This window comes from Mycobacterium sp. GA-0227b (assembly GCF_001499855.1).
In the GTDB taxonomy this organism is placed as follows: domain Bacteria; phylum Actinomycetota; class Actinomycetes; order Mycobacteriales; family Mycobacteriaceae; genus Mycobacterium.
In genome coordinates, this window is record NZ_LQIK01000023.1 from 428,842 (window position 1) to 451,470 (window position 22,629).

The following is a 22,629-nucleotide window of genomic DNA, read 5'->3' on the forward strand; positions in this document are numbered from 1 at the left end:
CCCGCCCTACCCCAGTTTGGGGTGCACACCTGGGGTGAGTCCGGCCGCCACCGCCATCTGTTGCAGGAGCCGGCGCACGGTAACGCGGTCGTTCTCCGACAACGTCGCGGTGATCTCGTCCTCCTGCGCATCGCCCTGCGCATCAAGTCCCGGAAGCATTTCGCGAGCCCTGTCGGTCAGCGTCACCGCGAACGCCCGCCGGTCGCCGGGGTGCGGCAGCCGCTTGACCAGACCCTGACCTTCCAGCTTGTCGACGACCGCGACCATCACGTTGCGGTGAATGCCGAGCTGCGTCGACAGCTGGCGCTGCGACCGGCCGTCGTCCTCGCTGAGCGCCTTGAGCACCGCATAGGACCGCGGATCGACACCGAAGGGCTCGAGCCGGCGCACGAAATCCTCGGCGAGGTAAACGCCGAGCTGAGAAAGGAGAAACGGAATCCGCTCGTGCAGTCCGGCGATACCGGGCGAGCGCTCGGCCATAGGGCGACACTAGCACCTTAGATGATAGTCATCTATCATGATAATCATGTCGAGTGACTAATCAGGAGAAGACCATGAGAATCGCGATCTTCGGCGCCAACGGACAGACCGGCCGGCTGCTGACACGCCGCGTGCTCGACGCCGGTCATGAGGCGGTGGCGGTGACGCGCCGACCCGCCGACTTCCCGTTCGACCATGCCGAGCTGACGGTGGCCCGCGCCGATGTGCGCGACGCCTGCTCGACGGCCGGGGTACTCGACGGGGCCGACGGCGTCCTGTCGACGCTCGGGGTGCCGTTCAGCATGCGACCGATCGACACGTATTCGACCGGCGTCCGCAACATCACCGCGGCAATGCAGCAGACCGGCGTGCGGCGACTCGTCGTCGTGAGTTCCACCGGCGCATACCACTATCCGGACCGCATCGACACACCCTTCGCGTTGCGAATCGTCGAACCCGTCATCACCCGAACCATCGGCAAGAGCACCTACGACGACCAACGCCGCATGGAGACCATCGTGCGCACCAGCGGACTGGACTGGACGATTGTGCGGCCGTCGGGCTTGTTCGACCTACCCGCCGCGACGAATTACGTTGCGGGCGAGGTGGAACCGGTCGGCGGATTCACCGCGCGCATCGATTTGGCTGACTATATGACCAGACTGGCCGGTGATGCTGCGGCGGCGGGCCGAACCGTTGTCATCTCCACCACAGAACACACGCCGACGATGTGGCAGATGATCCGCCGGGAAGCCTTCAAGAGCGCATGATGACGACGACTGTCTCCCTCGCGCAGCAGTTCGGCCCGGCGATCGGATTCGTCGCGCTCAACGTCGGGCGCGCTGGCGATGGCGCTTCCTCAACCAGCACCTAGCCGAAGAACTCTGCGGCGTCGTCGTAGCGGCTCTGCGGGACCAGCTTCAACTGGCGGGTCGCGTCGGCCAGCGAGACGCGTCCGATCTCCTGCCCGCGCAACGACACCATCATCCCGTACTCGCCGGCGTGTGCGGCGTCGGCGGCGTTGACCCCGAAGCGGGTGGCCAGCACGCGGTCGAACGGCGTTGGAGTGCCGCCGCGTTGCACATGACCGAGAACCGTCACCCGCACCTCTTTGTTGATCCGCTTCTCTACCTCGAGCGCGAGTTGCTGCGCAACGCCGGTGAAGCGTTCGTGGCCGAACTCGTCGATCCCGCCTTCGCGCAACTGCATTGAGCCCTCGGCGGGCTTGGCGCCTTCGGCCACCACGCAGATGAAGTGTGAATCGCCGCGCACGAAGCGTCCTTTGATCAGCCGGCACACCTCTTCGACGTCGAACGGCTGCTCGGGGATCAGCGTCATGTGGGCGCCCGAGGCCAGCCCGGCGTTCAGCGCGATCCATCCGGCGTGGCGGCCCATCACCTCGACGAGCATCACACGCTGGTGCGATTCGGCGGTGCTGTGCAGCCGGTCGATGGCCTCGCTTGCCACGCCGAGCGCGGTGTCGTGACCGAACGTCAGATCCGTGCAATCGATGTCGTTGTCGATCGTCTTGGGCACACCGACCACCGGGACGTTCTCCTCCGACAGCCAGCGCGCCGCGGTGAGCGTGCCCTCGCCGCCGATCGGGATCAACACATCGATACCGTTGTCGTCGAGCGTCTGCTTGATCTGGTCCAGGCCGGCGCGCAGCTTCTCCGGATGCACCCGTGCGGTGCCCAGCATGGTGCCGCCCTTGGCCAGCAGCCGATCGTTGCGGTCATCGTTGGCGAGTTGGATGCGCCGGTTCTCCAGCAGACCGCGCCAGCCGTCCTGGAAGCCGACGACCGACGACCCGTACCGCACGTCGCACGTGCGCACGACCGCCCGAATGACAGCGTTCAGTCCCGGGCAGTCGCCGCCGCCGGTCAGCACTCCGATACGCATGCCTACATCCTCCCCCGTCAGACCGCCGTTGGCAGCGGTCCTCGGGCAGCTTCGTAGGCCGCGCCGACGCGGTACAGCCGGTCATCGGCCAGCGCTGGCGCCATGATCTGCAGCCCCACCGGCAGGTTGTCGTCGGGCGACAGGCCCGCGGGCACCGACATTCCGCAGTGGCCCGCCAGGTTCAGCGGCAGGGTGCACAGATCGAACAGGTACATGGCCAGCGGGTCGTCGACCTTCTCCCCCAATGCGAACGCGGTGGTCGGCGTCGCCGGCGAGACCAACACGTCGACCTTCTGATACGCCTCGTCGAGATCGCGCGCGATCAGCGTGCGTACCTTCTGCGCCTGGTTGTAGTACGCGTCGTAATAGCCCGCCGACAGCGCATAGGTACCAATCATGATGCGGCGCTTGACTTCCGGACCGAATCCCGCAGCCCGGGTCAACGCCATGACTTCCTCGGCGCTGTGCGTGCCGTCATCGCCGACACGCAGCCCGAAACGCATCGCGTCGAACCGCGCGAGGTTGCTCGACACCTCGGACGGCAGGATCAGGTAGTACGCCGACAGCGAGTAGTCGAAGTGCGGGCAGTCCACCTCGCTGACCTCGGCGCCCAGCGCGGTCAGCTGTTCGACGGCGGCGTGGAACGACTGCAGCACGCCGGGTTGGTAGCCGTCGCCGTGCAACTGCTTGACCACGCCGATCTTCACGCCGGCAAGGTCGCCGGCCGCGCCCGCCCTGGCCGCACCGACGACGTCGGGCACCGCGGTGTCGACCGAGGTCGAGTCCTTCGCGTCGTGACCGGCGATCGCCTGATGCAGCAGCGCGGTGTCGACGACGGTGCGCGCGCACGGGCCGCCCTGATCCAGTGACGACGCGCAGGCCACCAGCCCGTAGCGCGACACCGTGCCGTAGGTCGGTTTCACCCCGACCGTCGCGGTCAGCGCGGCCGGTTGGCGGATCGAGCCGCCGGTGTCGGTGCCGATGGCCAACGGCGCCTGGAACGCCGCCAGCGCCGCCGCGCTGCCGCCCCCGGAGCCGCCGGGGACACGGTCGACGTCCCACGGGTTGCGGGTTGGCCCGAATGCGGAGTTCTCGGTGGACGAACCCATCGCGAACTCGTCCATGTTGGTTTTGCCGAGAATCGGTAGGCCCGCCGCACGCAACCGCATCGTGACGGTGGCGTCGTACGGCGCCATCCAGCCCTCGAGAATCCTCGAGCCGCAGGTCGTCGGCATGTCGGTTGTGGTGAACACGTCCTTCAGCGCGACCGGCACCCCGGCCAGCGGCGAGGGTAGGTCCTCCCCGGCGGCCACTGCGGCGTCCACACGCGCCGCCGCGGCCAGCGCGCGGTCCTCCGCGACGTGCAGGAACGCGTGGTAGCGGTCGTCGCTCGCCGCGATCTGGTCCAGGCATGCCTTGGTGACCTCGGTCGAGGACACCTCCTTGGTGGCGATCTTGCGCCCGAGCGTCGCGGCGTCCAACCGGATCAGGTCGGTCACTGGGCCTCTCCCAGGATGCGCGGGACGGCGAACCGGCCCTCGGCCGCCTTGGGCGCCTGGTCCAGCGCCTCCTGTTGCGTCAGGCCCGACTCGACGGCGTCGGGACGGAACACATTGACATCGGTGAGTGGATTACCGGTCGGCTTGACGCCCGCGACGTCGACGGACTGGATCTGGCTGACGTGGCCGAGGATGGCGTCCAGCTGTCCGGCATAGCTGTCCAATTCGTCTTCGGTCAGGGCGAGGCGGGCGAGACGGGCCAGGTGGGCCACCTCGTCTCGGGAGATCTGCGACACGACACGCAAGCCTAGTCACCGCGTTGTGCAACAGTGTTGCGCGTGCCTTCGTACCTGCTACGGGTCCAGCTGGAGGACCGACCGGGCAGCCTCGGTTCGCTGGCCGTGGCGCTCGGATCGGTGGGCGCCGACATCCTCTCGCTCGACGTGGTGGAGCGGTCGGCCGGCTATGCCGTCGACGATCTCGTGGTGGAGCTGCCCGCCGGCGCGATGCCCGACATGCTGATCACCGCCGCCGAACAGATCAAAGGCGTCTACGTCGACTCCGTCCGTCCACACACCGGGCTGCTCGAGGCGCACCGCGAACTCGAGCTGATCGACCACATCGCCGCCGCGGACCGCGGCCACAAGCTGCAGGTTCTCGCCGACGAGGCACCCCGGGTGCTCCGGGTGGGCTGGACCACGGTGGTCCGGCTGGCCGAATCGGGACCGGAGCGCGTCGTCGGCAGCCCGGGCGCACCCGAGACGCAGGCAGCCCAGACGCCGTGGTTGCCGCTCGACCGGGCACGCGCCCTGGACGGCGACGCCGATTGGGTGCCCGAGCTGTGGCGCGACATGGCGACCACGCTGGCCGCGGCCCCGCTCGGCGATCCGCGCACCGCAGTGGTGTTGGGCCGCCCCGGTGGACCCCTCTTCCGCCCCTCGGAGGTCGCCAGGCTCGGCTATCTGGCAGGCATCGTCGCGACGATTCTGCGCTGACTTGCGCGTACGGCGCGGCTGTTACGGTGACAACGATCCCATCAACCGCACCGCACACTGCTGAACGTCGCGGCCGATCGGAAGGTTTCGCGTGGACACGCTGCTGATCGTGCTCGCCGTCGTACTGCTCCTCGGGGCGGTCGTTGTGTTGGTGATGGCGCTTCGACGGCCGAAGAAGCCGAAAGCCCCGACCACGCGAGAAGATCCGCTCAAGTTCGCCGCCACCATGCCGCAGTTCGGCCCCCGCCAACTCGGGCCCGGTGCGATCGTCGCCCACGGCGGAATCGACTACGTCGTCCGCGGCACCGCCACGTTGCGGCAAGGCCCGTTCGTGTGGTGGGAGCATCTGCTCGAAGGTGGTTCCGAGCCGGTGTGGTTCAGCGTCGAAGAGGACGAGGGCCGACTCGGACTGGTGATGTGGACGCGACGCAAGGACGCGTCGCTGCAACCCGGTGGCGACCTCGTCCTCGACGGAATCAGCTACCGCGAGATCGAGCGCGGCCGCGCATCGTTCACCACCGAGGGCACCACCGGACTGCCCGCAGGCGGCGAGATGGAGTTCGTCGACTACGCCGACGCCGACAAGACGTCATTCCTCGGATTCGAGCGGTGGGCTGCGGACATGCCGTGGGAGGTGTCGGTCGGGAAACCGGTGCTGCCCGGCGAACTCACGGTGTATCCCGCGCCTCCGCCCACCGAGTAGGACGCCGGGTGCCGTTTCACCGACTGGTAGTGAACCCGGCCGACGTGTCGGGAACGACGCTGCGGCTGGCGTTGAACTCTCCTGCACCGCGGCCGCTGGCGACCTTGCCGCTGGCCCGTCCCGACGGCAGCACGCTTGTGCTCGGCGTGCTCGGCGCATCGCATCTGGTCACCGTGGAACATTCGAAACACTTGTTCTCCGAGGAGGTTTCGTGCACAGCACACACAGATGCCGCCTTGCCCGGCTGCGCCGTCGCGCCCGGTTACCGCATCGAGTCCCGCACCGAAACGCATGACACTGCCGGTTTTCGCAGGCTCGCGGAGAAGCTGCAAATCAGGTGTGAGCGGATGGACGGATGGCTCGGCGGTGTGTTCCCCGGTGACGATGCCGCACTGACCGCACTGGCCGCCGAAGCCGACGGCACCGGATGGCGTTGGCGGACATGGCATCTTTATCCCGACGGAGCCGCAGGTGGCACGGTCGTCTACACCAGCAGCCGGTGGCGGCCGTGAGCCGCACCGCGTTGTTCTGGCTGGCCGGCGGGCTCGCCGTGGCGGGCATCGCATGCCTGCTTCTCGGTATCTCGTTGCAGAACCGCGACATTCGTACGTACGTCGCCGAGAACTACGCCGCGTACTCCCACGGCGCGGAGGCCAGCAGCTACGAATGCACCGGCTCGCCCGCCGAAGTGGCCGACCGGCTTGCCGACTACCGGCGTCCGGAGGCGCGGGCCACCGACCGCGGTATCGAGTATCTGCGTTACGAGGACGACATCGTGATCGTCGGGCCCGACGGCAACCGTCCGTGCACCATCCGGGTCGAGGACGTTCGGGGCAGCAGATACAGCGGGGGCGGGTTCATCTTCCTCGGACCCGGGTTCTTTCCCGGGTCACCCGCCGGCGGCGCGGGCGGCAGCCCGGGCGGACCGGATGGGACGAAATGACCCGCGCATCGAGGCCAACCGGTAAGGAGAACCCATGAATCTGGCGGTCGAATTCGGCACCATCAGCGGCGAGAGCCTCGCTCAGAATGTGGTCGCCGCGATCCTGTACTTCATCGTCGGCGTCGCCGTTCTCGCGGCCGGTTTCGCCATGGCCGACCTGCTGACCCCGGGCAACCTGCGCCGGTTGGTGTTCGTCGAGCGGCGGCCCAACGCGGTTGCGGTCGCGTCGGGAATGTATGCCGCCCTCGCCATCGTGGTGATCTCGGCGATCGTGGCCAGTGCCAACGAACTCGGCCAGGGACTCGTCGACGCGACGGTGTACGGTCTCGTCGGCGTGGTGCTGCAAGGCCTGGCGCTGGTCGTGCTGGAGGCTGTGGTGCCCGGACGTTTCCGCGACCTGATCGCCGAGGAACGGTTGCACCCCGGCGCCGTCGCCACCGCCGTGATGCTGATCGCCGTGGGAGGGGTGAACGCCGCCGCGCTGTCATGACGGTGACCGATCACGACGCTCCTTCACCGGCACCGCGGCTGGCAGGTTCGGCGACGCGCTGGCGCGCGGTGTTGCTGGCGGCAGTGGCGGCGTGCGCGGCGTGCGGCATCGTCTACGAACTGGCACTGTTGACGCTGTCGACCAGCTTGCACGGCGGCGGTGTCGTGGCGATGTCGCTGATCGTCGCCGGCTACGTCGCCGCGCTGGGCGTCGGCGCGTTGCTGGTGAAGCCGCTGCTGCACCGCGCCGCGGTCACCTTCATCGCCGTCGAGACGGCGCTGGCGATCGTCGGCGGATTGTCGGCGGCCGCACTGTATGTCGCGTTCGCGTTCGTGGGCGGCTCGCTGTGGGTGCTCGCGATCGGCACCGCGCTGATCGGCTGCCTCGTCGGCGCCGAGGTGCCGTTGCTGATGACGCTGCTGCAGCGCGGACGGACAGCAGGCGCCACCGACACCGGCCGGGTGCTGGCCAACCTGAACGCCGCCGACTATCTGGGGGCGCTGATCGGCGGGCTGCTGTGGCCGTTCCTGCTGCTGCCGTACCTGGGCATGATCCGCGGTGCCGCCGTCACCGGGATCGTCAACCTCTCCGCGGCGGCCGTGGTGGCGGTGCTCCTGTTGCGCCACATCGTCAGCGTGCGTGAGCTGGCCGCGTCCCTGATGGTGCTGGCGACCGCGCTCGCCTTGCTCGTCACGCTGCTGGTGCGCGCCGACGGCATCCAGGCCTCGACCCGCCAACGGCTCTACGCCGACCCGATCATCGCCCATGAGCATTCGGCGTACCAGGAGATCGTGGTCACCCGCCGCGGCGACGACATGCGACTGTATCTCGATGGCGGACTGCAGTTCTCGACCCGCGACGAGTACCGCTATACCGAAAGCCTGGTCTACCCGGCGCTCGCAGACGACGCCCGATCGGTGTTGATCCTCGGCGGCGGCGACGGACTGGTGGCGCGGGAAGTGTTGCGCGACAAGGACGTCGACACGATCGTGCAGGTGGAGTTGGATCCGGCGGTCATCGAGATGGGGCGCACCACATTGCGTGAGGCGAACGGCGGCGCGCTGGACGATCCCCGGGTTCAGGTGGTGATCGCCGACGCGATGACGTGGCTGCGGGACGCGCCGCGCGACGTCGCGCCGGGCGGATTCGACGCGGTGATCGCCGATCTGCCCGACCCCGACACCCCGGTGCTGGGACGGCTGTATTCAGTGGAGTTCTACGCGTTGATCGGCCGCGCGCTGGCGCCGGACGGTCTGTTGTCCGTGCAGGCAGGCAGCCCGTTCTCCACCCCCACCGCTTACTGGCGCACGGTGTCGACGATCCGGGCCGCCGGGTACGCGGCGACGCCGTACCACGTGCACGTGCCGACGTTCGGCGACTGGGGCTTCGTGCTGGCCCGCCGCGGGCCGACCGCGCCGAGGCCGACGGTCCCCACCGACGCCCCGCCACTGCGCTATCTCGACCAGCGTGCGCTCGACGCCGCCACGGTGTTCGGCGGCGACATACGACCCCAGTCGTTGGAGCCCTCGACGCTGGACCACCCGCGCATCGTCGACGATGTGCGGCGCGGCTACCGGTGACCTTCAGCCTCCGGCGGGCACCGGGTAACGGTCATTGACGTCGGCGTTGCTGTCCTTGCGCGCGCAGTGCGCACAGCAGAAGATCGCTTCCTCGGTTTCGATGCCGTGGCCGAGGATGCGGCATCCGCAGTGGGCGCATTCGGGCGCCACCTGTACGGCGGCGCACTCGATGCTGTCGAACGTCGCGTTGCGGCCGTCGGGCCATGTCACGGTGAACGCCTTGTCGTAGTCGTTGCCGCAGGTATCGCAGATAGCCATCACAACTCCTTGTCGCCTCGAACCTGTCGAGTGCCCGGTGGAGGGGGCCGACAAACGCCCGAGCGCTCGAGATCGAAGACCGCGGAGCGCGTGCTCAGATCCCGTCGGGCCCGTTCTCCAACAGGCGCGCGAACCCGTCTTCGTCGAGGATCGGCACGCCCAGCTCGACGGCCTTGTCGTATTTCGAGCCGGGAGAATCGCCCGCGACCACATACGCGGTCTTCTTCGACACCGAGCTGGCCGCCTTACCGCCGCGCGCGACGATCGCCTCTTTCGCGTCGTCGCGGGAGAATGCGGTCAACGACCCGGTGACGACGATCGAGAGTCCCTCGAGGGTGCGCTCGACGGTCGGGTCGCGTTCGTCGGCCATCCGCACCCCGGCGGCGCGCCACTTGTCCACGATCGCGCGATGCCAGTCGACGGTGAACCATTCGGTCACCGCGGCCGCGATCGTCGGGCCCACGCCCTCGACCACCGACAGCTCGGCCTCCGACGCCGACATGATGGCGTCCAGGCTGCCGTACTCGGTGGCCAGGGCGCGGGCAGCCGTCGGGCCGACGTGCCGGATCGACAGCGCGACGAGTACCCGCCACAGCGGTTTGGACTTGGCCTCGTGCAGGTTCACCAGCAACCGCTTGCCGTTGGCCGACAGGTTGCCGTCCTTGGTCCGGAACAACTCGGTGCGCAGCAGGTCCGCACTACCGAGCGTGAACAGGTCCCCCTCGTCGGCGATGACGCCGGCCTGAAGCAGAGCGGTTGCGGCCTCATAGCCCAACCCCTCGATGTCGAACGCGCCGCGGCCCGCGACGTGAAAAACCCGTTCGCGCAACTGCGCTGGACACGACCGCGTGTTCGGGCAGCGGATGTCGGCGTCACCCTCTTTGGCCGGCGCCAGCTTGGTGTGGCACTCCGGACAGTGCGTGGGCATCACGAACTCGCGTTCGGAGCCGTCGCGCAGATCCACGACCGGGCCGAGCACTTCGGGTATCACGTCACCGGCCTTGCGGATCATCACCGTGTCGCCGATGAGCACGCCTTTGCGCTTGACCTCGGACGCGTTGTGCAACGTGGCCTGGCTGACCGTCGAACCGGCCACCTTGACCGGCTCCATCCACGCGAACGGGGTCACCCGGCCGGTGCGCCCGACGTTGACCTTGATGTCGAGCAGCTTGGTCTGCGCCTCTTCGGGCGGGTACTTGTAGGCGATCGCCCAACGCGGCGCCCGTGACGTCGATCCGAGGCGGCGTTGCAGTGCGACGTCATCGACTTTGACCACCACACCGTCGATTTCGTGTTCCACGTCGTGGCGATGCTCACCCCAGTAGGCGATGCGCTCGGTGACCGCGTCCATGCCCGTGACTTGAGCGGTGTGCTCGGAGACCGGCAGACCCCACGCCTTGAGCGCCCGGTAGGCGTCGTGCAGGGTCTTCGGCCGGAAACCTTCGGCGCGGCCCAGGCCGTGACAGATCATCCGCAACTTGCGCCGCGCCGTGACGGCGGGATTCTTCTGCCGAAGCGAGCCGGCGGCGCTGTTGCGCGGATTGGCGAACGGCGGCTTGCCCTCGGCGACCAGCCCGGCGTTGAGTTCCTCGAAGTCGGCCACCCGGAAGAACACCTCGCCCCGCACCTCGAGAACCTTCGGGACAGGGAATTCTTTTGTGCCGGTGAGTCTTTCGGGAACGTCGTCGATGGTGCGGGCGTTCAGCGTGACGTCCTCACCGGTGCGGCCGTCCCCTCTGGTGGCGGCGCGTTCCAGGCGCCCGTCGCGATACACCAGCGACAGCGCCACGCCGTCGATCTTGAGCTCGCACAAGAAGTTCGCATCGTCTCCGATCTCGCCCTTGATTCGGCCCGCCCACCCGGCCAGTTCCTCCGGCGTGAACGCGTTGTCGAGGCTCAGCATTCGCTCGAGGTGCTCGGCCGCGGTGAAGTCGGTGGCGAAGCCGGCGCCGCCGACCAACTGCGTCGGCGAGTCCGGGGTACGCAGCTCCGGGTGGTCGTCCTCGAGGGCCTGCAGTTCGCGCAGCAGCTTGTCGAACTCGGCGTCGGTGATGATCGGCGAGTCACGCACGTAGTAGCGGAACTGATGCTCGCGCACCTCGTCGGCGAGCTCCTGCCAGCGGCGACGCACGTCCGCGTCGGGTCCGTCGTCGGCCTGTGCGGCCAGCGTCGTCTCGGGATCGGGCGTTGCCTCGGGACTCACTCTCGCAGGCTAACGGAGCGGCCCGACAGGACCGCACCATTACCCTGGCCCCATGCCGCACCCGATCATGTTCCGCGACGACGACCCGGTACTGGCGCGGGTGCGGGCGGTCGCGCTGGCGTTCCCCGAGGCCTACGAGAAGGTGTCGCATGGCAGGCCGGCATTCTTCGCCGCGAAGATGTTCCTCATGTACGGCGGCAGCGTGCGACCCGAGACCGGGGGCGAATACCTGCAGTACCCGCAGTCCATCATCGTCAAGGTCGACCAGAGCGACCAGCAGGCACTGCGCCAGGATGGCCGGTTCTACTACCCCGCTTACCTGGGCCCGTCGGGTTGGCTGGGCCTGGACCTGACGGCCGCGAAGAAGGCCGCCTGGGCTGAGGTGCGTGAGCTGATCGATGCCTCATACCGGCTGACCGCTCCGAAGAAACTCATCAGACAGCTCGACGAAGTTTGACCCGGTAGCCGGCAGGCCATGATTCGATCGGAGGCGCCATGAGTTTCGCGAGCCCGTTCCCCGAAGTCGACATTCCGTCCACCAGCGTCTACGACTTTCTGTTCGGCGGCCTTGCCGACACCGATGCCGAAGCCGACCTCGATCGCGTCGCGCTCGTCGACGCGAAGTCCGGGCAACAGACCACTTACCGCGAGATGGTCGCGCGCGTAGACGCGTTCGCGGGCGCGCTCGCCGGCCGCGGCATCGGCGTCGGCGACGTCGTCGGCCTGCTCTCGCCCAACAGCTCGGGGTTCGCGGTCGCCTTTCACGGCATCCTGCGCGCCGGTGCGACGGCCACCACCATCAACGCGCTGTTCACCGCCAAGGACATCGCCAAGCAGCTGACCGACTCGAACGCCAAGATGCTGGTGACGGTGTCGCCGCTGCTGGCGCAGGCCAAGGAAGCGGCCGCGGCCGCCGGAATTGCCGACGACAACCTCGTCGTGCTCGACGGCGCCGGCCGACACGCCGACGGGCATCCCAACGCCACCGACCTGATGGGCCCCGGGCAGCCGCCGCCGCGGGTGAGCTTCGCGCCGTCGTCACATTTGGCGGTGCTGCCGTACAGCTCGGGAACGACCGGAAACCCCAAGGGCGTCATGCTCACTCACCGCAACCTGGTGGCCAATGTCGCCCAGATCCGGCCGCTGCACGGGATGGTCGCCGACGACACGGTGCTGGCCGTGCTGCCGTTCTTCCACATCTACGGGATGACGGTCCTGCTCAACGCCGCACTGCATGCGCGTGCCCGGTTGGTCATCATGGGTAGCTTCGACCTCGCCGACTTCCTGGCCAACATCCAGAATCACCAGTGCACGATCGCGTTCATCGCACCGCCGGTCGCTGTGGCGCTGGCCAAGCATCCGCTGATCGATGAGTACGACCTGTCGTCTCTGAACGTCGTGATGTCGGGAGCGGCCCCACTGGACGCCGACCTGGGCCACGCCGTCGCAAAACGCCTTGATTGCCGCGTCGTGCAGGGCTACGGCATGAGTGAACTCAGCCCGGTCAGCCACATCACGCCGTTCGACGGCGGCCAGCAGGAGATGAAGATGGTCGCGCCGCTCAGCTCGGTCGGCTGGACGGTGTCCAACGCGGTGTCGAAGATCGTCGACCCCGAGACCGGTGACGAAATCGACCCGCCCGCAGACGGTCTCAGCGAAACCGGCGAACTGTGGTTCAAGGGGCCGAATGTGATGGCCGGTTATCTCGGCAACGAGAAGGCCACCCGGGAGACGATCGACGACGCGGGCTGGTTACACACCGGCGACCTCGCCCAGGTCGACGCGAACGGCTGCGTCTACATCGTCGACCGGCTCAAGGAGTTGATCAAGTACAAGGGCTATCAGGTGCCTCCCGCCGAACTGGAGGCCGTACTGCTCAGCCATCCTGACATCGCCGACGCCGCGGTGGTCGGGGTCAACGACGCTGAGGGCGAAGAGATCCCGAAGGCGTTCGTGGTCAAGCGATCCGGCGCCGAGTTGACCGAAGACCAGGTGATCGAGTTCGTCGCCGGCCAGGTGGCGCCCTACAAGAAGGTCCGCGAGGTCGCGTTCATCGACGCGGTGCCGAAGACGGCGTCCGGAAAGATACTTCGCAAGGACCTGAAGTAGACATATCCGCCATAAAAGCATCTCTGCCTGGAGATTCAGTCGATTTTTTTGCGAGGCTGATGGACTTGCATAACGCTGTCAGACAAGATCCTGAATATGCGGAATACAGTTGACGCACCCGACCTGAATGAACTGATCTCGTCGCGGGAGCTGGCGTTGCGGTCCCAGCACAAACCTGGGCAACCCGGTAGGTCTGCGGGTTCGGGTCGGGTTAGGTAGGGCCGAATACCCGACGGGTATGCGTGGGTGCGGTTGTCGCGCAGGGCGAGAGTGCTACAGCCGTGGTGTACCGACTGCGGTGCGACAGAGCAACTTTCGTTGGACCACTCGGTTGCAGCATGGAAAAAGGTGCAGGCCGGAAAGACGTTGACGCTCAAGGGCTGTGCCGATGGGTTGTTGGTCGTGCGGCGCCTGTCGTGCAACTCCAAGCGTGGTGCGGCGCGTGGGCGTCGAGTAGCGCGTACAAACTGAATCACGTTGCAACACAATTCTATTGGACCACGCTGCGAGACAACGGAAGTCGGGCCAGGGTCTGAGTGCCGATCTGAGCCACTGACCTAGCTCGCCCAACCCGACCCACGCCACCCATACCTCTTACGTCCGCCCACGGCGCAGCTAGGGGGCTTTAACGGGCCACCTGGGGGGTGCCCTCCGACGGCATGTCCACGACGGCGCACAACGGCCGCAGGGACGATTACTTTTTGTTCATCCGGGTCACGAGGTCGCTCAGCGCAACAGAAAGCCGGTCGTCGTCCCCCTTGCCGGAGAACTGCCTCCCGGCGACGTCCTCGAAGACGTCCTGCACGCCGGTCCCTTCGGTGTAGACCTTTCTGCGGATCGTGATGTCGTCAATTGCCATGACGGTGAACCACTTCATGAGTACGCGGTGGTAGATGCTGTCGCCTTTGACGATCTTGATTGCAGGCACGTCTTCGGTTTGCGCTGTATTGGCCATAAGGGCCGAGTATACGGGCAGGATCGCGGGACCCGCGAAGCGACAGCGGCATTCAAACGCTGGACCACCGACCGCACCACCGAGGCAGTGCTGTACCTGCCCGATGAGGTTGTGCACCTTCGCGCCGACACCGTCACCACCGCGACCCATGCATTCCGCGTCGTGGAAAGGCTGCCCAACCCGATGGGGGTTGTTCCCGTTGTGCCGCTGCGCAACTCCGACCTGCTGGAAGATGGCTGCTCAGAGATTACCGACCTCATGCCCCTCGTGGAGGCCTCAACAAAGTGCTCACCGACATGATGGTCACCTCCGAATATGTCGGCAGACCCCGGCGTTGGGCCACCGGCATTGAGTTGATTCAGGTTCCGGTACTGGATGAGGACGGCAACGAGACCGGCGAGTTAAGCACCGTCTCACCGATTCCCGAGGGCGACCGCCTCATGGTCGCCGAGAATGAAACCGCCAAATTCGGCCAACTCGACCCCGCAGGACTTGAGGGCTACAGGACCGCCGTAGACGTTCTCCTGCAACAGATCATGGCTGTGTCCGCACTGCCCGCGCGCATGGTCGGTATCACCACCGCCAACCCATCGTCCAGCGAAGCCATCCGATCCGCCGAAGCCGGATTGACCGCCCGTGCCGAAGCCCGCCAACAGGTGTTCGGGCGAGCATGGGAACAGGTGGCGCGTCTCATGGTCGCCGTCCGTACCGGCGTCCCGCCGTCTGCGGTGTCGGTGCGGGTCCTGTGGGCACCGGCAGAGAGCCGCAGCACGTCAGCCGAGGCGGACGCCGCCGTCAGGCTCTACGCCGCCGGAATCGTAAGCCGCGCCAGCACCCTTCGCGCACGGGTTGGTCCGAGGACGCCATCGCCGCCGAGCTAGCCGCCATCGCAGCCGAACACCCCACCCCCATCCACCAAAGCGCCGCAGAACGGCGCCGAGAGGACATAAATGGACACCGAGAACCCATCGGGCGCAGAGAACACCAACGATCAACCCGACAGCACGGACGATGCCGAGGACACCTTTCCCCGGCATGTGGTGACCGATCTCCGTAAAGAGGCAGCCGGATACCGCGACCGCGCCAAGACCGCCGAAACCTGCGCCGACGACTACGCCCGCCGACTGCACACCGCGCTGGTGCAACAGGACGGCAGATTGGCCGACGCCCGTGACCTTCCGTTCCGACCCGAACACCTAGAAGACCCCGAGACGCTAAGAGCCGCGATTACAGCCCTGTTGGAAGACCGCCCTACCTTGGCGTCGCGGACGCCACGCGGTGACGTTGGGCAGGGTGCACGCGGCAATCATGTTGTGCCAACCGACTTCTCATCCCTATTCCGCTGATACACTTAGAGTAACCAGGCGTCCTGGTGACGCCACACTCTCGGGTCAGGCACCCATTCATCCGTTACGTCCCGGCGACGAACGTTCCACACGCAACACAGAGGAACTTTCGTGGCTGTACTCAACAGCAACCTCCAAACCGCCTGGACACCCGAGGACTACGGCAAGCTCATCGACGTTGTCATTGCCGAAAAATCCATCGCGTTCAAGGCAGGCACCGTCATCCAGACCGCATCGGAATCTATCCGCTTCCCGATGCTCACCGCCGATCCCGCAGTCGGGTGGTATGCGGAGAACACCCAAATCACGCTCACCGACCCGACCACCAACGAACTGGTGGTCACCCCCAAGGCAGTCAAGGGCCTCACCCAGATTTCCAATGAGGCCGCCGAGGACTCCAATCCTGCTGTCGCCGAACAGGTCGGGCGGTCTCTCGCCCGGTCGGTAGCCAAGAAGATTGACGCCGCGTTCTTTGGCAACACCGTCACCAACGGGCCAAACGGTCTCCTGTCCCTGTCGGGCGTGAACGTGGTCGACACCGGCACGATCACCTTGAACACCTTGGACGCTTTCCACCAGGCCAAGGCCGACGCCCTGGCCGATGGTGCCGAACTGTCGGTGTTCGTCCTGGCCCCCGACGTGGCGCTGACCCTAGCCACCGCCAAGCAAGGCACCGACCTCAACACCAGCCTGCTTACCGACGTGTCTGATGGTGTGACCATCACCGGGATCCCGGTATTGGTCTCCACAGACGTGGCCGCCGGGAATGCTTGGGGCATGGACACGTCTCAGGTTCTCGTCGTGCAGCGCACCGGCACCACCGTCACCGGTCATTCGATGCCGCGTTCGATTACGACGCCGTACAGGTCCGCGCCACCGCCCGCGTGTCCTTCGGGTTCCCCAACCCTGCCGGAATCGTCCGGCTGTATGACGCCGCCTAATGCCCACCACCGAAGACCTCACCGCCTACATCGGTTCAGGCCACAGCGCCGACCGCATGGACGCCGTGCTCAATATCGTAACGGCACAGGTGAAGTCCTACACCCGTGGGCAGGGATTTACACCCGAACCTGCCGAGGACCTAGAAGCAGTCATTCTGACCGTGGCGGCGCGAATGGTCACCAACCCCACCGGTGTGAAAACCGAAGCGATGGGGCGATTTCGGTCACTCACGCGGCACCGGGATTCACCATCCCGGAATTGTTCGTGCTCAACCGTTACCGCGACCGTGCCCTTTAGAGCGGGCTGCCGAAAAGTAATACTCCACATTAGTTTCCCGCTGCGGTTTACTTCTTTTCCCTCAGCGGACAAGGGCACCGGCCAGCCCTGAGGCCGGGGTGGGTGGTCCCCCACACGAGACGCGGGAGTGTCTCAATCGGATCAATGGGGCCAGTGTCCTACGTACCGGCCCCTTGGCATCAGTCCAACGCGGAAAACTTGCCCGAGCAGTACGCCAGCAGCTGGTCGGTAGCGCCAGCAAGCGCCTTGGTCTGCGCGTCTCTGCGCTCTTGGATTCGTCGAAGTGTGATCGGATCTCTTGGCTTAGGGGCTATTTCGAGTGCCACAGCGTAGTCCGCAAGGTCCGCCTTCAAAACCTCCTCGATCTCTCCAATGCGATCAACAATCTGACTGTCGTTGGTCAGCATCCGAACTGCATAGGCGTGGCCATTTATCTTCGCGTACAACGCACCAACAGACTCATTCAGCGCCGCTTGTATCGCGACCATAAGGGTGCCTCGGTCGGCGACGCTCGGGGTTCCCGCTATCAAGTCATTGACCTGCTTCGCGAAAACTTCCATCTGAGATCGTCGTTGCCCAGACGCACTAAGCAGTGCGGCAACCTCTGACCTGAGTTTGTCGTAACGGCCGTCAAGCCGACCTTGGTCGTGTCGTTCGGCGGCACTGCTAAGGGTCCGGCGGTTAAACCACGCGCCGACGGCAAGGGCGGCTGTGGCAACTGCCACGGTGAACAGGTTTCCCCAACCTGGCGTCCACCAGCCGGTGAACACTCGCCAGCCGAAAACCATCCCCACAGCGGCGGCGCAGCACATGACGATGATTCCAACGGCCCAAAGGGTGATTGTCTTGTTATCCGGCTCCTGCATGACGCTGATGATCCCCTCGTAAAAGTCCCTCGGTCCGAGTCGGATCTCCGATCCAACGCGCTACCGGGCGGTAACAACGGCGGTGTGGGAGCGGCCTTAGTCAGCGGTCGTTTCCGCCTCGCTTAACCGGATGATTAGCGCCCCGACAACATGGACCACCATCCACGCATCGCTCGGCGTGTAACCGTGTTCTGCGGTGTGCGCCTCGCCCTTATTCCTCTGTGCGACTACCCATTTGCCCGCGATGGCGTCGGACAGGGGAGCATCGCCGCCGCGGAGAAGCCCCATCGTCTTAGCCAACTTGAGTTGATCACCGAGCACCTTTCCATTGCAACCCAATGCTTTCAGCGTCTCCTGCAACGCCGTGCCCGCATCGGTGATGGCATCGCCGGAGTCACCGTTGCGTAGCTCTCTGAGGGCGTCCTGATAAGCGGACTCGGCAGCTTTGAAGCGTGCATCACCGTTCAAGAGAAAAAGAGTCGGCTCTACAACCGCATCGTGCATCTCATGTGACTGCATGGGAACGAATTTGCTGTTGTGATGCAAACGGAGCCCGACCAGATGGGCTTCGAAGATGCGGTTGACGTCGTTGAGGAACGCGCCAGGGTCAACGGTCGGTAAATCTCCGAACGATGCGCCAGTCCCAGATCGAAGCCCCGCAAAGGACACCCGTCCGCGCGGCTCGGGCGCTTGCGGATCATCTTCGGGGGGGACGGCGGTCCACGGATCGTTCAACGAAGCGGCCAGCACGGTTAGTGCCTCGTGTTCGGCCTCGATAAGCGACAGCAGTCTTTCGTCGGAGCAGTAGTAGGAGCTGGTGTAATTGTCTTTGGGGGTCAGCTTCGTTGCCATTGACCTAAGTGACCGATCTTCGATCTGCTTCGCGAGAAAGTCACGATGGTGCCCCTGAAGCGCTTGGACAGCATCGAGCCATGCCAAACGCAACTTTGTTCGTGCGTCGCTGTCGATCTTGGTTGACCACTTGGCCGTACCCTCAGAAAGCTGAGCCGCCTGCGCCTTGCGGCGCAGCCGCTCGGCATACAACTCCCCCTCGTACTCCATAGCGTTATCGTAGGGTCGAGGGGGGACGGCCTCGCGCCCCTTCCGCGAGTCAAGGATCTTGCAGACCATAGCGCTTCTGGCCCACCGCGAACTACCAGGTCAGCGCATAGCGCTCAGCCAGTCATCCTTCGAAGGACCTGCGTGCTTGATCAGGGCCGGCGTATCCGTTCGGCGGCCTGCGCCGCACGCGCCTGCCGGTAGCCCAGCACGGCGCCCGCCGCCGGGATGAGCAGCAACCCGGCGACGCCCCACAGCGGGTCGGTCGACCCGGCGCCGGGCGCGACGACGAACTGCCGCGCGCTCGCCGGCGGCGTGGCCACCCGGTGCACCCACGCCGGCGCGGGCGTCGGCGGTGGTGGTGGCGGCGGTAACGGGGGTGGCGGCGGCGGCGGATCGGCGGGTGCCGGTGCGGGAGCCTGCCGACGCGGTTCGGGTCCGCCGCTCTGGATTCCCGGTGAACGTCCGTTGCCGAACGTCACCTGAGGCGGGTCGAATGCCGACCCTCCTGCGCCGGGCGCATCGGATCCGGCGGGCGAACCTCCGCCGCCCGCGCCGCCCGACGGGATTTCGCCGCCTGCGATCGACTCGCTGACGACGGGCCCGCCGCTGACCGCCGCCCGGTCAGCCGATCCGCCGCTGACCCCCGCGCGGTCAGCCGATCCGCCGCCGACCCCCGCGCGGTCAGCCGATCCGCCGCCGACCGCCGAGCGTCGCGCCGCATTCGAGTCGTCGGCGACCGCCGACCGGTTACTCGACGACAACTGGGGTAGGTCCTCGCGGCCGGACCCGACCCGTGACGACGGACTGCCGCCGGTCTTCTCGGTGCCGCCGCCACGGTTGCTGGTGCCGTTGCGGTCGCCGCGGTCACGATCACGTCGACCGCTGCCGTCGTCGTCATCGTCCGACCCGCGGCCGTGATTGCCACCACCACGGTCGGAGCTGCTTCCCCGGTCGGAGCCGTGCGAATCGCCGGGATGCGCCGATGCGACGGCAGCGCCCCACCCGCCCAACAGAAGAACGGCGGACACCGCTCCGACACCTGCCGCGAGGCGCGGATTCACTCGGGGCACCATTCCTCTCGGGCAAAGAAGATCGACGACGCGTGCGAAGCATTCTTGCACGGGGGCCAACTCCACATCCCGCGTCTGGACATAACGCGCGCAAATCGTCCAGCGAACCGCGGCTTCAGTCCTCGACGTAGGCGCGCAGCCGGTCGATTGCGCGGTCCCACCGCTGCGACAGCTTCGCGAGGTATTCGCTCGCGTCGCCCAGCGGGGCGGGTTGCATCCGCCAGATGCGCTCGCGGCCACTGCGTTCACTGCTCACCAGGCCCACCGATTCCAGCAGCAGCAGGTGTTTGGTCGTCGCCTGCCGGCTCACCGGCACCACCGCGGTGATCTCGGTTGTCGAACACGGTCCGCCCTCGCACAGTTGGGTGACTATGCGCAGGCGGTTGGGGTCGCCGAGTGCGTTGAAAATGGGGGCTTCGACCGGTGGGGCGCTCACACCGTCTCGCTGATGGCGAGGTACTTGCGCACGAGTTCGACCTGCGCGGCCCAACCCTCGCTGTTGCCCTCGAAGGCCGATGCGCGGCGCTCGGCGGGGAGGGCGTCGAATCCGGATTCAACGATGCGCAGCAGCACTCCGTCGGCGGTCTCTTCGAGCGTGAACTCCACCAGCGTGGTCGGTTCGTCGGTGACGTCGACGCCTTCCTCGACGCCGTAGGGGTGCCAGCGGAACGCCAACCGCCGTTGCGGCTCGACCGCCTCGATGTGCCATGCGTCGGCCGTGCCCGCATACGGCTCCTGAGCCTTGGCGACGTCGGCGTCGACCGCCGTCGGGGTCATGACGCCGGTCACCGACCTGCCGGCCACGAACGGTCCGTCGAAGCGCACCCCGAACCACTGCCCGAACTCGTCGGCGTCGCTGATCGCCCGCCAGACGCGCGCGAGCGGCGCCTTCAACAGAACTTCCTTTTCGATACGATCCGTACTCATATGCAACCTCCTGGTTGCGTCTCACGGTATCGCTTATCGCGGCTTAATGCAACCATTTGGTTGCGTTTCCTTTCGGGCCGGCGCTTTTGTCTACTTCGCGCCGTCGATTTCTGCGTCAGGGTCGTGAATTCTCGCGAATCACAGCCATATCGCAGATCTCGGCGGGCTAGGTCGCAATCACGTCGTTGAGAATTGCCGCGAGTTCGCGCGGCTTCGTGACCATCACCATGTGGCCGGCGTCGAGAGTCCGATAGTCGACCTGACCGACATTAACCAGCATCTGCTCGACCAGCGGCGGCGGAACGGCCACGTCGTCGGTCATCGCGATATACGTCGTAGGCACGCCGTCGGGATAGCCGCTTAGTGGAGCGTTGAAGAGACGCTCGGAGTCGGGGACGAACGCGGCGAAGGTCGTCTCCCACTGGGCGTCGTCCATGTCATTGCCAAAGATCGCTCTGGCGATGGGCTCCTCGATCGTCACGACCTGACCGGCCGGCCACTGAGCACCGCTCTGGGTCACCGACCCTCCCACACCCGGTCCTGGGATGAGCGCGCCGATATAGATCAGCTGGGCAACCCGATCGGGGTGCCGCCATGCGGTCTGGGTCGCGGTGACGCCGCCGAGGGAATGGGCGATGAGCGCGAACCGGCCGAACCCCGCCTCGTCGGCGGCGTCGATGACGGCGCCAACGCAGCCGTCGAGGGTAACGGTGGCCAGATCCGCTGGGTGTCCGGCGCGGCCCGAGAGGTCAACGGCGATTACGGGCATACGCAGTTCGGGCACGACCGGATCCCAGCACTTCGACGTGCACATACCGCCGTGCACGAGCACCACACCGTCAATGCCCATCAGCTACCGCCACCCTCCTGCCCATGTCCCAAGTGTCGAACGGGGAGAAGCGTTCCGGATGAGTAATGGACTGATCGAATGTTCGCTATCTATACAGCGTCGGGATCCTCGGTGAAGGCGTCCGCCGTTTTCTGCGCCAATCCGATCGCGGCGCGTGCCCACTCGGCGGTGGTGCCGGCCAGGCCGCACGCCGGCGTGATGCCGATGCGCTCGCTCAGCACGGAACGGGTGAAGCCCAGCCGATCGGTCACCGAGATCGCGGCCCGGGCGATCTCTTCGACCGACGGTCGGCCGTCCGGAGCCGTCGAGGGCACCACGCCGAACATCACAGTGCGCCCCGCGTCGACGAATTCACCGATACCGTCGAGGTCGGCGGCGACAAGAGTGGTCGTGTCAACGGAGACAGCATCGACATCGCTGCGCTGCAACGCTTTCCAAGGCACACCCGATGCACAGCTGTGCAACACCACGGGAGCGCCCACCGCGGCGACGCACTCGTCGAGCAGGCCGACGGCCACCGGCTCGTCGACCGGATGCACCGGCGTCAGGCTGGTCACCCCCGTCAACCGGCCCTGCAGCGCGGCGGGTAACAGGGGCTCGTCGAATTGCACCACGACCGCCGCGTCCAACCTGCGCGCGACCTGTGCCCGGTGCGCTGCCACGCCGTCGGCCAGCGAGGCGGCCAGGTCACGCACCGCGCCGGGATCGGTGAGCGCGCGGTGGCCGTTGGCGAGCTCCAATTGCGCCGCAAGTGTGACGGGACCCGGCGCCTGGACCTTGACGGTGCGGCCTCCGCCACGCAAACCCGCCTTCTCCCAGGCCTCCTCGAGCGCGTCGAGGTCCTCGTCGAGCAGGCTCAGCGCCCGCCTTGCCGCGGCCGTGCGGCCCGACGCGATCCGATAGCCGCGTGGGACGGTGTCCATGCCGATGTCGACAAGCAGCGCCGCGGCCCGCCCGATCATGTCGGCGCCCACGCCGCGGCCCGGCAATTCGGGCAGATGCGGCAAGGTGTGCAATTCGCCGATCACGATCTCGGCGGCCTCGCGTGGCGACGTCCCCGGCCACGACCCGATGCCGGTGGCTGCGGCGAAGGCATTCACTCGTTTGACAGTATTCGATCGGGCTAATCTCGGTCCGGAAGGGTTGGGGAAG

The 22,629-nt window shown here is 66.6% G+C and carries 26 protein-coding genes; 12 read left to right on the forward strand and 14 right to left on the reverse strand.

Going from position 1 to position 22,629, the window contains the following annotated elements:
- Nucleotides 1–6 precede the first annotated feature (6 nt).
- Entirely contained in the window at nt 7–480 is a 474-nt protein-coding gene (locus AU185_RS15615) for a MarR family winged helix-turn-helix transcriptional regulator (protein ID WP_059099579.1), read from the reverse strand.
- A gap of 74 nt (nt 481–554) precedes the next feature.
- On the opposite strand from AU185_RS15615, the gene AU185_RS15620 reads away from it, so the two are divergent.
- Nucleotides 555–1,250, forward strand: coding sequence for an NAD(P)-dependent oxidoreductase (locus AU185_RS15620; protein ID WP_059099578.1), 696 nt, complete (start codon nt 555–557; stop codon nt 1,248–1,250).
- A gap of 100 nt (nt 1,251–1,350) precedes the next feature.
- Here the strand turns inward: AU185_RS15620 and AU185_RS15625 are convergent, their stop codons facing one another.
- Genes AU185_RS15625 through gatC form a run of 3 tightly spaced genes read right to left on the reverse strand, consistent with a single transcriptional unit; the run spans nt 1,351 to nt 4,177 of the window.
- Nucleotides 1,351–2,382, reverse strand: coding sequence for an ATP-dependent 6-phosphofructokinase (locus AU185_RS15625; protein ID WP_059099577.1), 1,032 nt, complete (start codon nt 2,380–2,382; stop codon nt 1,351–1,353).
- A gap of 17 nt (nt 2,383–2,399) precedes the next feature.
- Nucleotides 2,400–3,881 (reverse strand): Asp-tRNA(Asn)/Glu-tRNA(Gln) amidotransferase subunit GatA, encoded by a 1,482-nt coding sequence (gatA, locus tag AU185_RS15630; protein ID WP_059099576.1) that lies wholly within the window; start codon nt 3,879–3,881, stop codon nt 2,400–2,402.
- Nucleotides 3,878–4,177, reverse strand: a complete 300-nt coding sequence (gatC, locus tag AU185_RS15635; RefSeq protein WP_059099575.1) for an Asp-tRNA(Asn)/Glu-tRNA(Gln) amidotransferase subunit GatC — start codon at nt 4,175–4,177, stop codon at nt 3,878–3,880. The genes gatA and gatC overlap by 4 nt, the downstream gene beginning before the upstream one ends.
- A gap of 42 nt (nt 4,178–4,219) precedes the next feature.
- Here gatC and AU185_RS15640 point away from each other — a divergent pair, with 42 nt between their 5' ends.
- The 6 genes from AU185_RS15640 (at nt 4,220) to AU185_RS15665 (ending at nt 8,592) form a co-directional block, all read left to right on the forward strand.
- Complete coding sequence (locus AU185_RS15640; RefSeq protein WP_059100095.1) at nt 4,220–4,876, forward strand: ACT domain-containing protein; 657 nt, start codon at nt 4,220–4,222, stop codon at nt 4,874–4,876.
- A 91-nt stretch (nt 4,877–4,967) separates the two neighbouring features.
- Nucleotides 4,968–5,579, forward strand: coding sequence for a DUF4178 domain-containing protein (locus AU185_RS15645; RefSeq protein WP_059099574.1), 612 nt, complete (start codon nt 4,968–4,970; stop codon nt 5,577–5,579).
- Between the two features lie 8 nt (nt 5,580–5,587).
- Entirely contained in the window at nt 5,588–6,091 is a 504-nt protein-coding gene (locus AU185_RS15650; protein ID WP_059099573.1) for a DUF2617 family protein, read from the forward strand.
- Nucleotides 6,088–6,522, forward strand: coding sequence for a DUF4247 domain-containing protein (locus AU185_RS15655; protein ID WP_059100094.1), 435 nt, complete (start codon nt 6,088–6,090; stop codon nt 6,520–6,522). Before AU185_RS15650 ends, AU185_RS15655 begins: the two co-directional genes overlap by 4 nt.
- 34 nt (nt 6,523–6,556) lie before the next feature.
- Nucleotides 6,557–7,012, forward strand: a complete 456-nt coding sequence (locus AU185_RS15660) for a DUF350 domain-containing protein (RefSeq protein WP_059099572.1) — start codon at nt 6,557–6,559, stop codon at nt 7,010–7,012.
- A complete protein-coding gene (locus tag AU185_RS15665; protein WP_059099571.1) occupies nt 7,009–8,592 on the forward strand; it encodes a polyamine aminopropyltransferase in 1,584 nt (527 codons plus the stop codon). The genes AU185_RS15660 and AU185_RS15665 overlap by 4 nt, the downstream gene beginning before the upstream one ends.
- A gap of 3 nt (nt 8,593–8,595) precedes the next feature.
- Here AU185_RS15665 and AU185_RS15670 read toward each other — a convergent pair whose 3' ends face one another.
- Together AU185_RS15670 and ligA are read right to left on the reverse strand one after the other, a co-directional pair.
- Nucleotides 8,596–8,850: a metallothionein gene (locus AU185_RS15670; RefSeq protein WP_059099570.1), complete on the reverse strand. Its 255-nt coding sequence runs from the start codon at nt 8,848–8,850 to the stop codon at nt 8,596–8,598.
- Nucleotides 8,851–8,944: 94 nt separating this feature from the next.
- Nucleotides 8,945–11,017: an NAD-dependent DNA ligase LigA gene (ligA, locus tag AU185_RS15675; RefSeq protein WP_172800394.1), complete on the reverse strand. Its 2,073-nt coding sequence runs from the start codon at nt 11,015–11,017 to the stop codon at nt 8,945–8,947.
- A gap of 88 nt (nt 11,018–11,105) precedes the next feature.
- On the opposite strand from ligA, the gene AU185_RS15680 reads away from it, so the two are divergent.
- Together AU185_RS15680 and AU185_RS15685 are read left to right on the forward strand one after the other, a co-directional pair.
- Nucleotides 11,106–11,510 carry an MmcQ/YjbR family DNA-binding protein gene (locus tag AU185_RS15680; RefSeq protein WP_059099568.1) on the forward strand — a complete coding sequence of 135 codons (405 nt, stop codon included), beginning with the start codon at nt 11,106–11,108 and terminating at the stop codon, nt 11,508–11,510.
- Nucleotides 11,511–11,548: 38 nt separating this feature from the next.
- Nucleotides 11,549–13,162 (forward strand): 4-coumarate--CoA ligase family protein, encoded by a 1,614-nt coding sequence (locus tag AU185_RS15685; RefSeq protein ID WP_059099567.1) that lies wholly within the window; start codon nt 11,549–11,551, stop codon nt 13,160–13,162.
- A 694-nt stretch (nt 13,163–13,856) separates the two neighbouring features.
- Here the strand turns inward: AU185_RS15685 and AU185_RS25640 are convergent.
- A complete protein-coding gene (locus tag AU185_RS25640; RefSeq protein WP_286143156.1) occupies nt 13,857–14,234 on the reverse strand; it encodes a hypothetical protein in 378 nt (125 codons plus the stop codon).
- Nucleotides 14,235–14,401: 167 nt separating this feature from the next.
- Here AU185_RS25640 and AU185_RS25645 point away from each other — a divergent pair, with 167 nt between their 5' ends.
- The 3 genes from AU185_RS25645 to AU185_RS15710 all read left to right on the forward strand — a co-directional run bounded on the left by AU185_RS25645 (nt 14,402) and on the right by AU185_RS15710 (nt 16,702).
- Nucleotides 14,402–14,998: a phage portal protein gene (locus AU185_RS25645; RefSeq protein WP_059099564.1), complete on the forward strand. Its 597-nt coding sequence runs from the start codon at nt 14,402–14,404 to the stop codon at nt 14,996–14,998.
- A 69-nt stretch (nt 14,999–15,067) separates the two neighbouring features.
- Entirely contained in the window at nt 15,068–15,463 is a 396-nt protein-coding gene (locus AU185_RS15705) for a hypothetical protein (protein ID WP_059099563.1), read from the forward strand.
- Nucleotides 15,464–15,574: 111 nt separating this feature from the next.
- Entirely contained in the window at nt 15,575–16,702 is a 1,128-nt protein-coding gene (locus AU185_RS15710) for a phage major capsid protein (RefSeq protein WP_231740316.1), read from the forward strand.
- Between the two features lie 179 nt (nt 16,703–16,881).
- On the opposite strand, the gene AU185_RS15715 is transcribed toward AU185_RS15710, so the two are convergent.
- The 7 genes from AU185_RS15715 to AU185_RS15745 all read right to left on the reverse strand — a co-directional run bounded on the left by AU185_RS15715 (nt 16,882) and on the right by AU185_RS15745 (nt 22,577).
- On the reverse strand, nt 16,882–17,568 hold the full coding sequence (locus AU185_RS15715) for a hypothetical protein (protein ID WP_059099562.1): 687 nt from the start codon (nt 17,566–17,568) through the stop codon (nt 16,882–16,884).
- Nucleotides 17,569–17,664: 96 nt separating this feature from the next.
- Nucleotides 17,665–18,630 (reverse strand): hypothetical protein, encoded by a 966-nt coding sequence (locus AU185_RS15720; RefSeq protein WP_156425535.1) that lies wholly within the window; start codon nt 18,628–18,630, stop codon nt 17,665–17,667.
- A 149-nt stretch (nt 18,631–18,779) separates the two neighbouring features.
- Entirely contained in the window at nt 18,780–19,691 is a 912-nt protein-coding gene (locus tag AU185_RS25175) for a hypothetical protein (protein WP_059099560.1), read from the reverse strand.
- A gap of 124 nt (nt 19,692–19,815) precedes the next feature.
- Nucleotides 19,816–20,136, reverse strand: coding sequence for an ArsR/SmtB family transcription factor (locus tag AU185_RS15730; RefSeq protein ID WP_059099559.1), 321 nt, complete (start codon nt 20,134–20,136; stop codon nt 19,816–19,818).
- Nucleotides 20,133–20,627, reverse strand: coding sequence for an SRPBCC family protein (locus AU185_RS15735; RefSeq protein WP_059099558.1), 495 nt, complete (start codon nt 20,625–20,627; stop codon nt 20,133–20,135). Before AU185_RS15735 ends, AU185_RS15730 begins: the two co-directional genes overlap by 4 nt.
- Before the next feature lie 166 nt (nt 20,628–20,793).
- Complete coding sequence (locus AU185_RS15740) at nt 20,794–21,477, reverse strand: alpha/beta fold hydrolase (RefSeq protein ID WP_059099557.1); 684 nt, start codon at nt 21,475–21,477, stop codon at nt 20,794–20,796.
- 89 nt (nt 21,478–21,566) lie between these two features.
- A complete protein-coding gene (locus AU185_RS15745; protein WP_059099556.1) occupies nt 21,567–22,577 on the reverse strand; it encodes a uroporphyrinogen decarboxylase/cobalamine-independent methonine synthase family protein in 1,011 nt (336 codons plus the stop codon).
- Between the last annotated feature and the right edge of the window lie 52 nt (nt 22,578–22,629).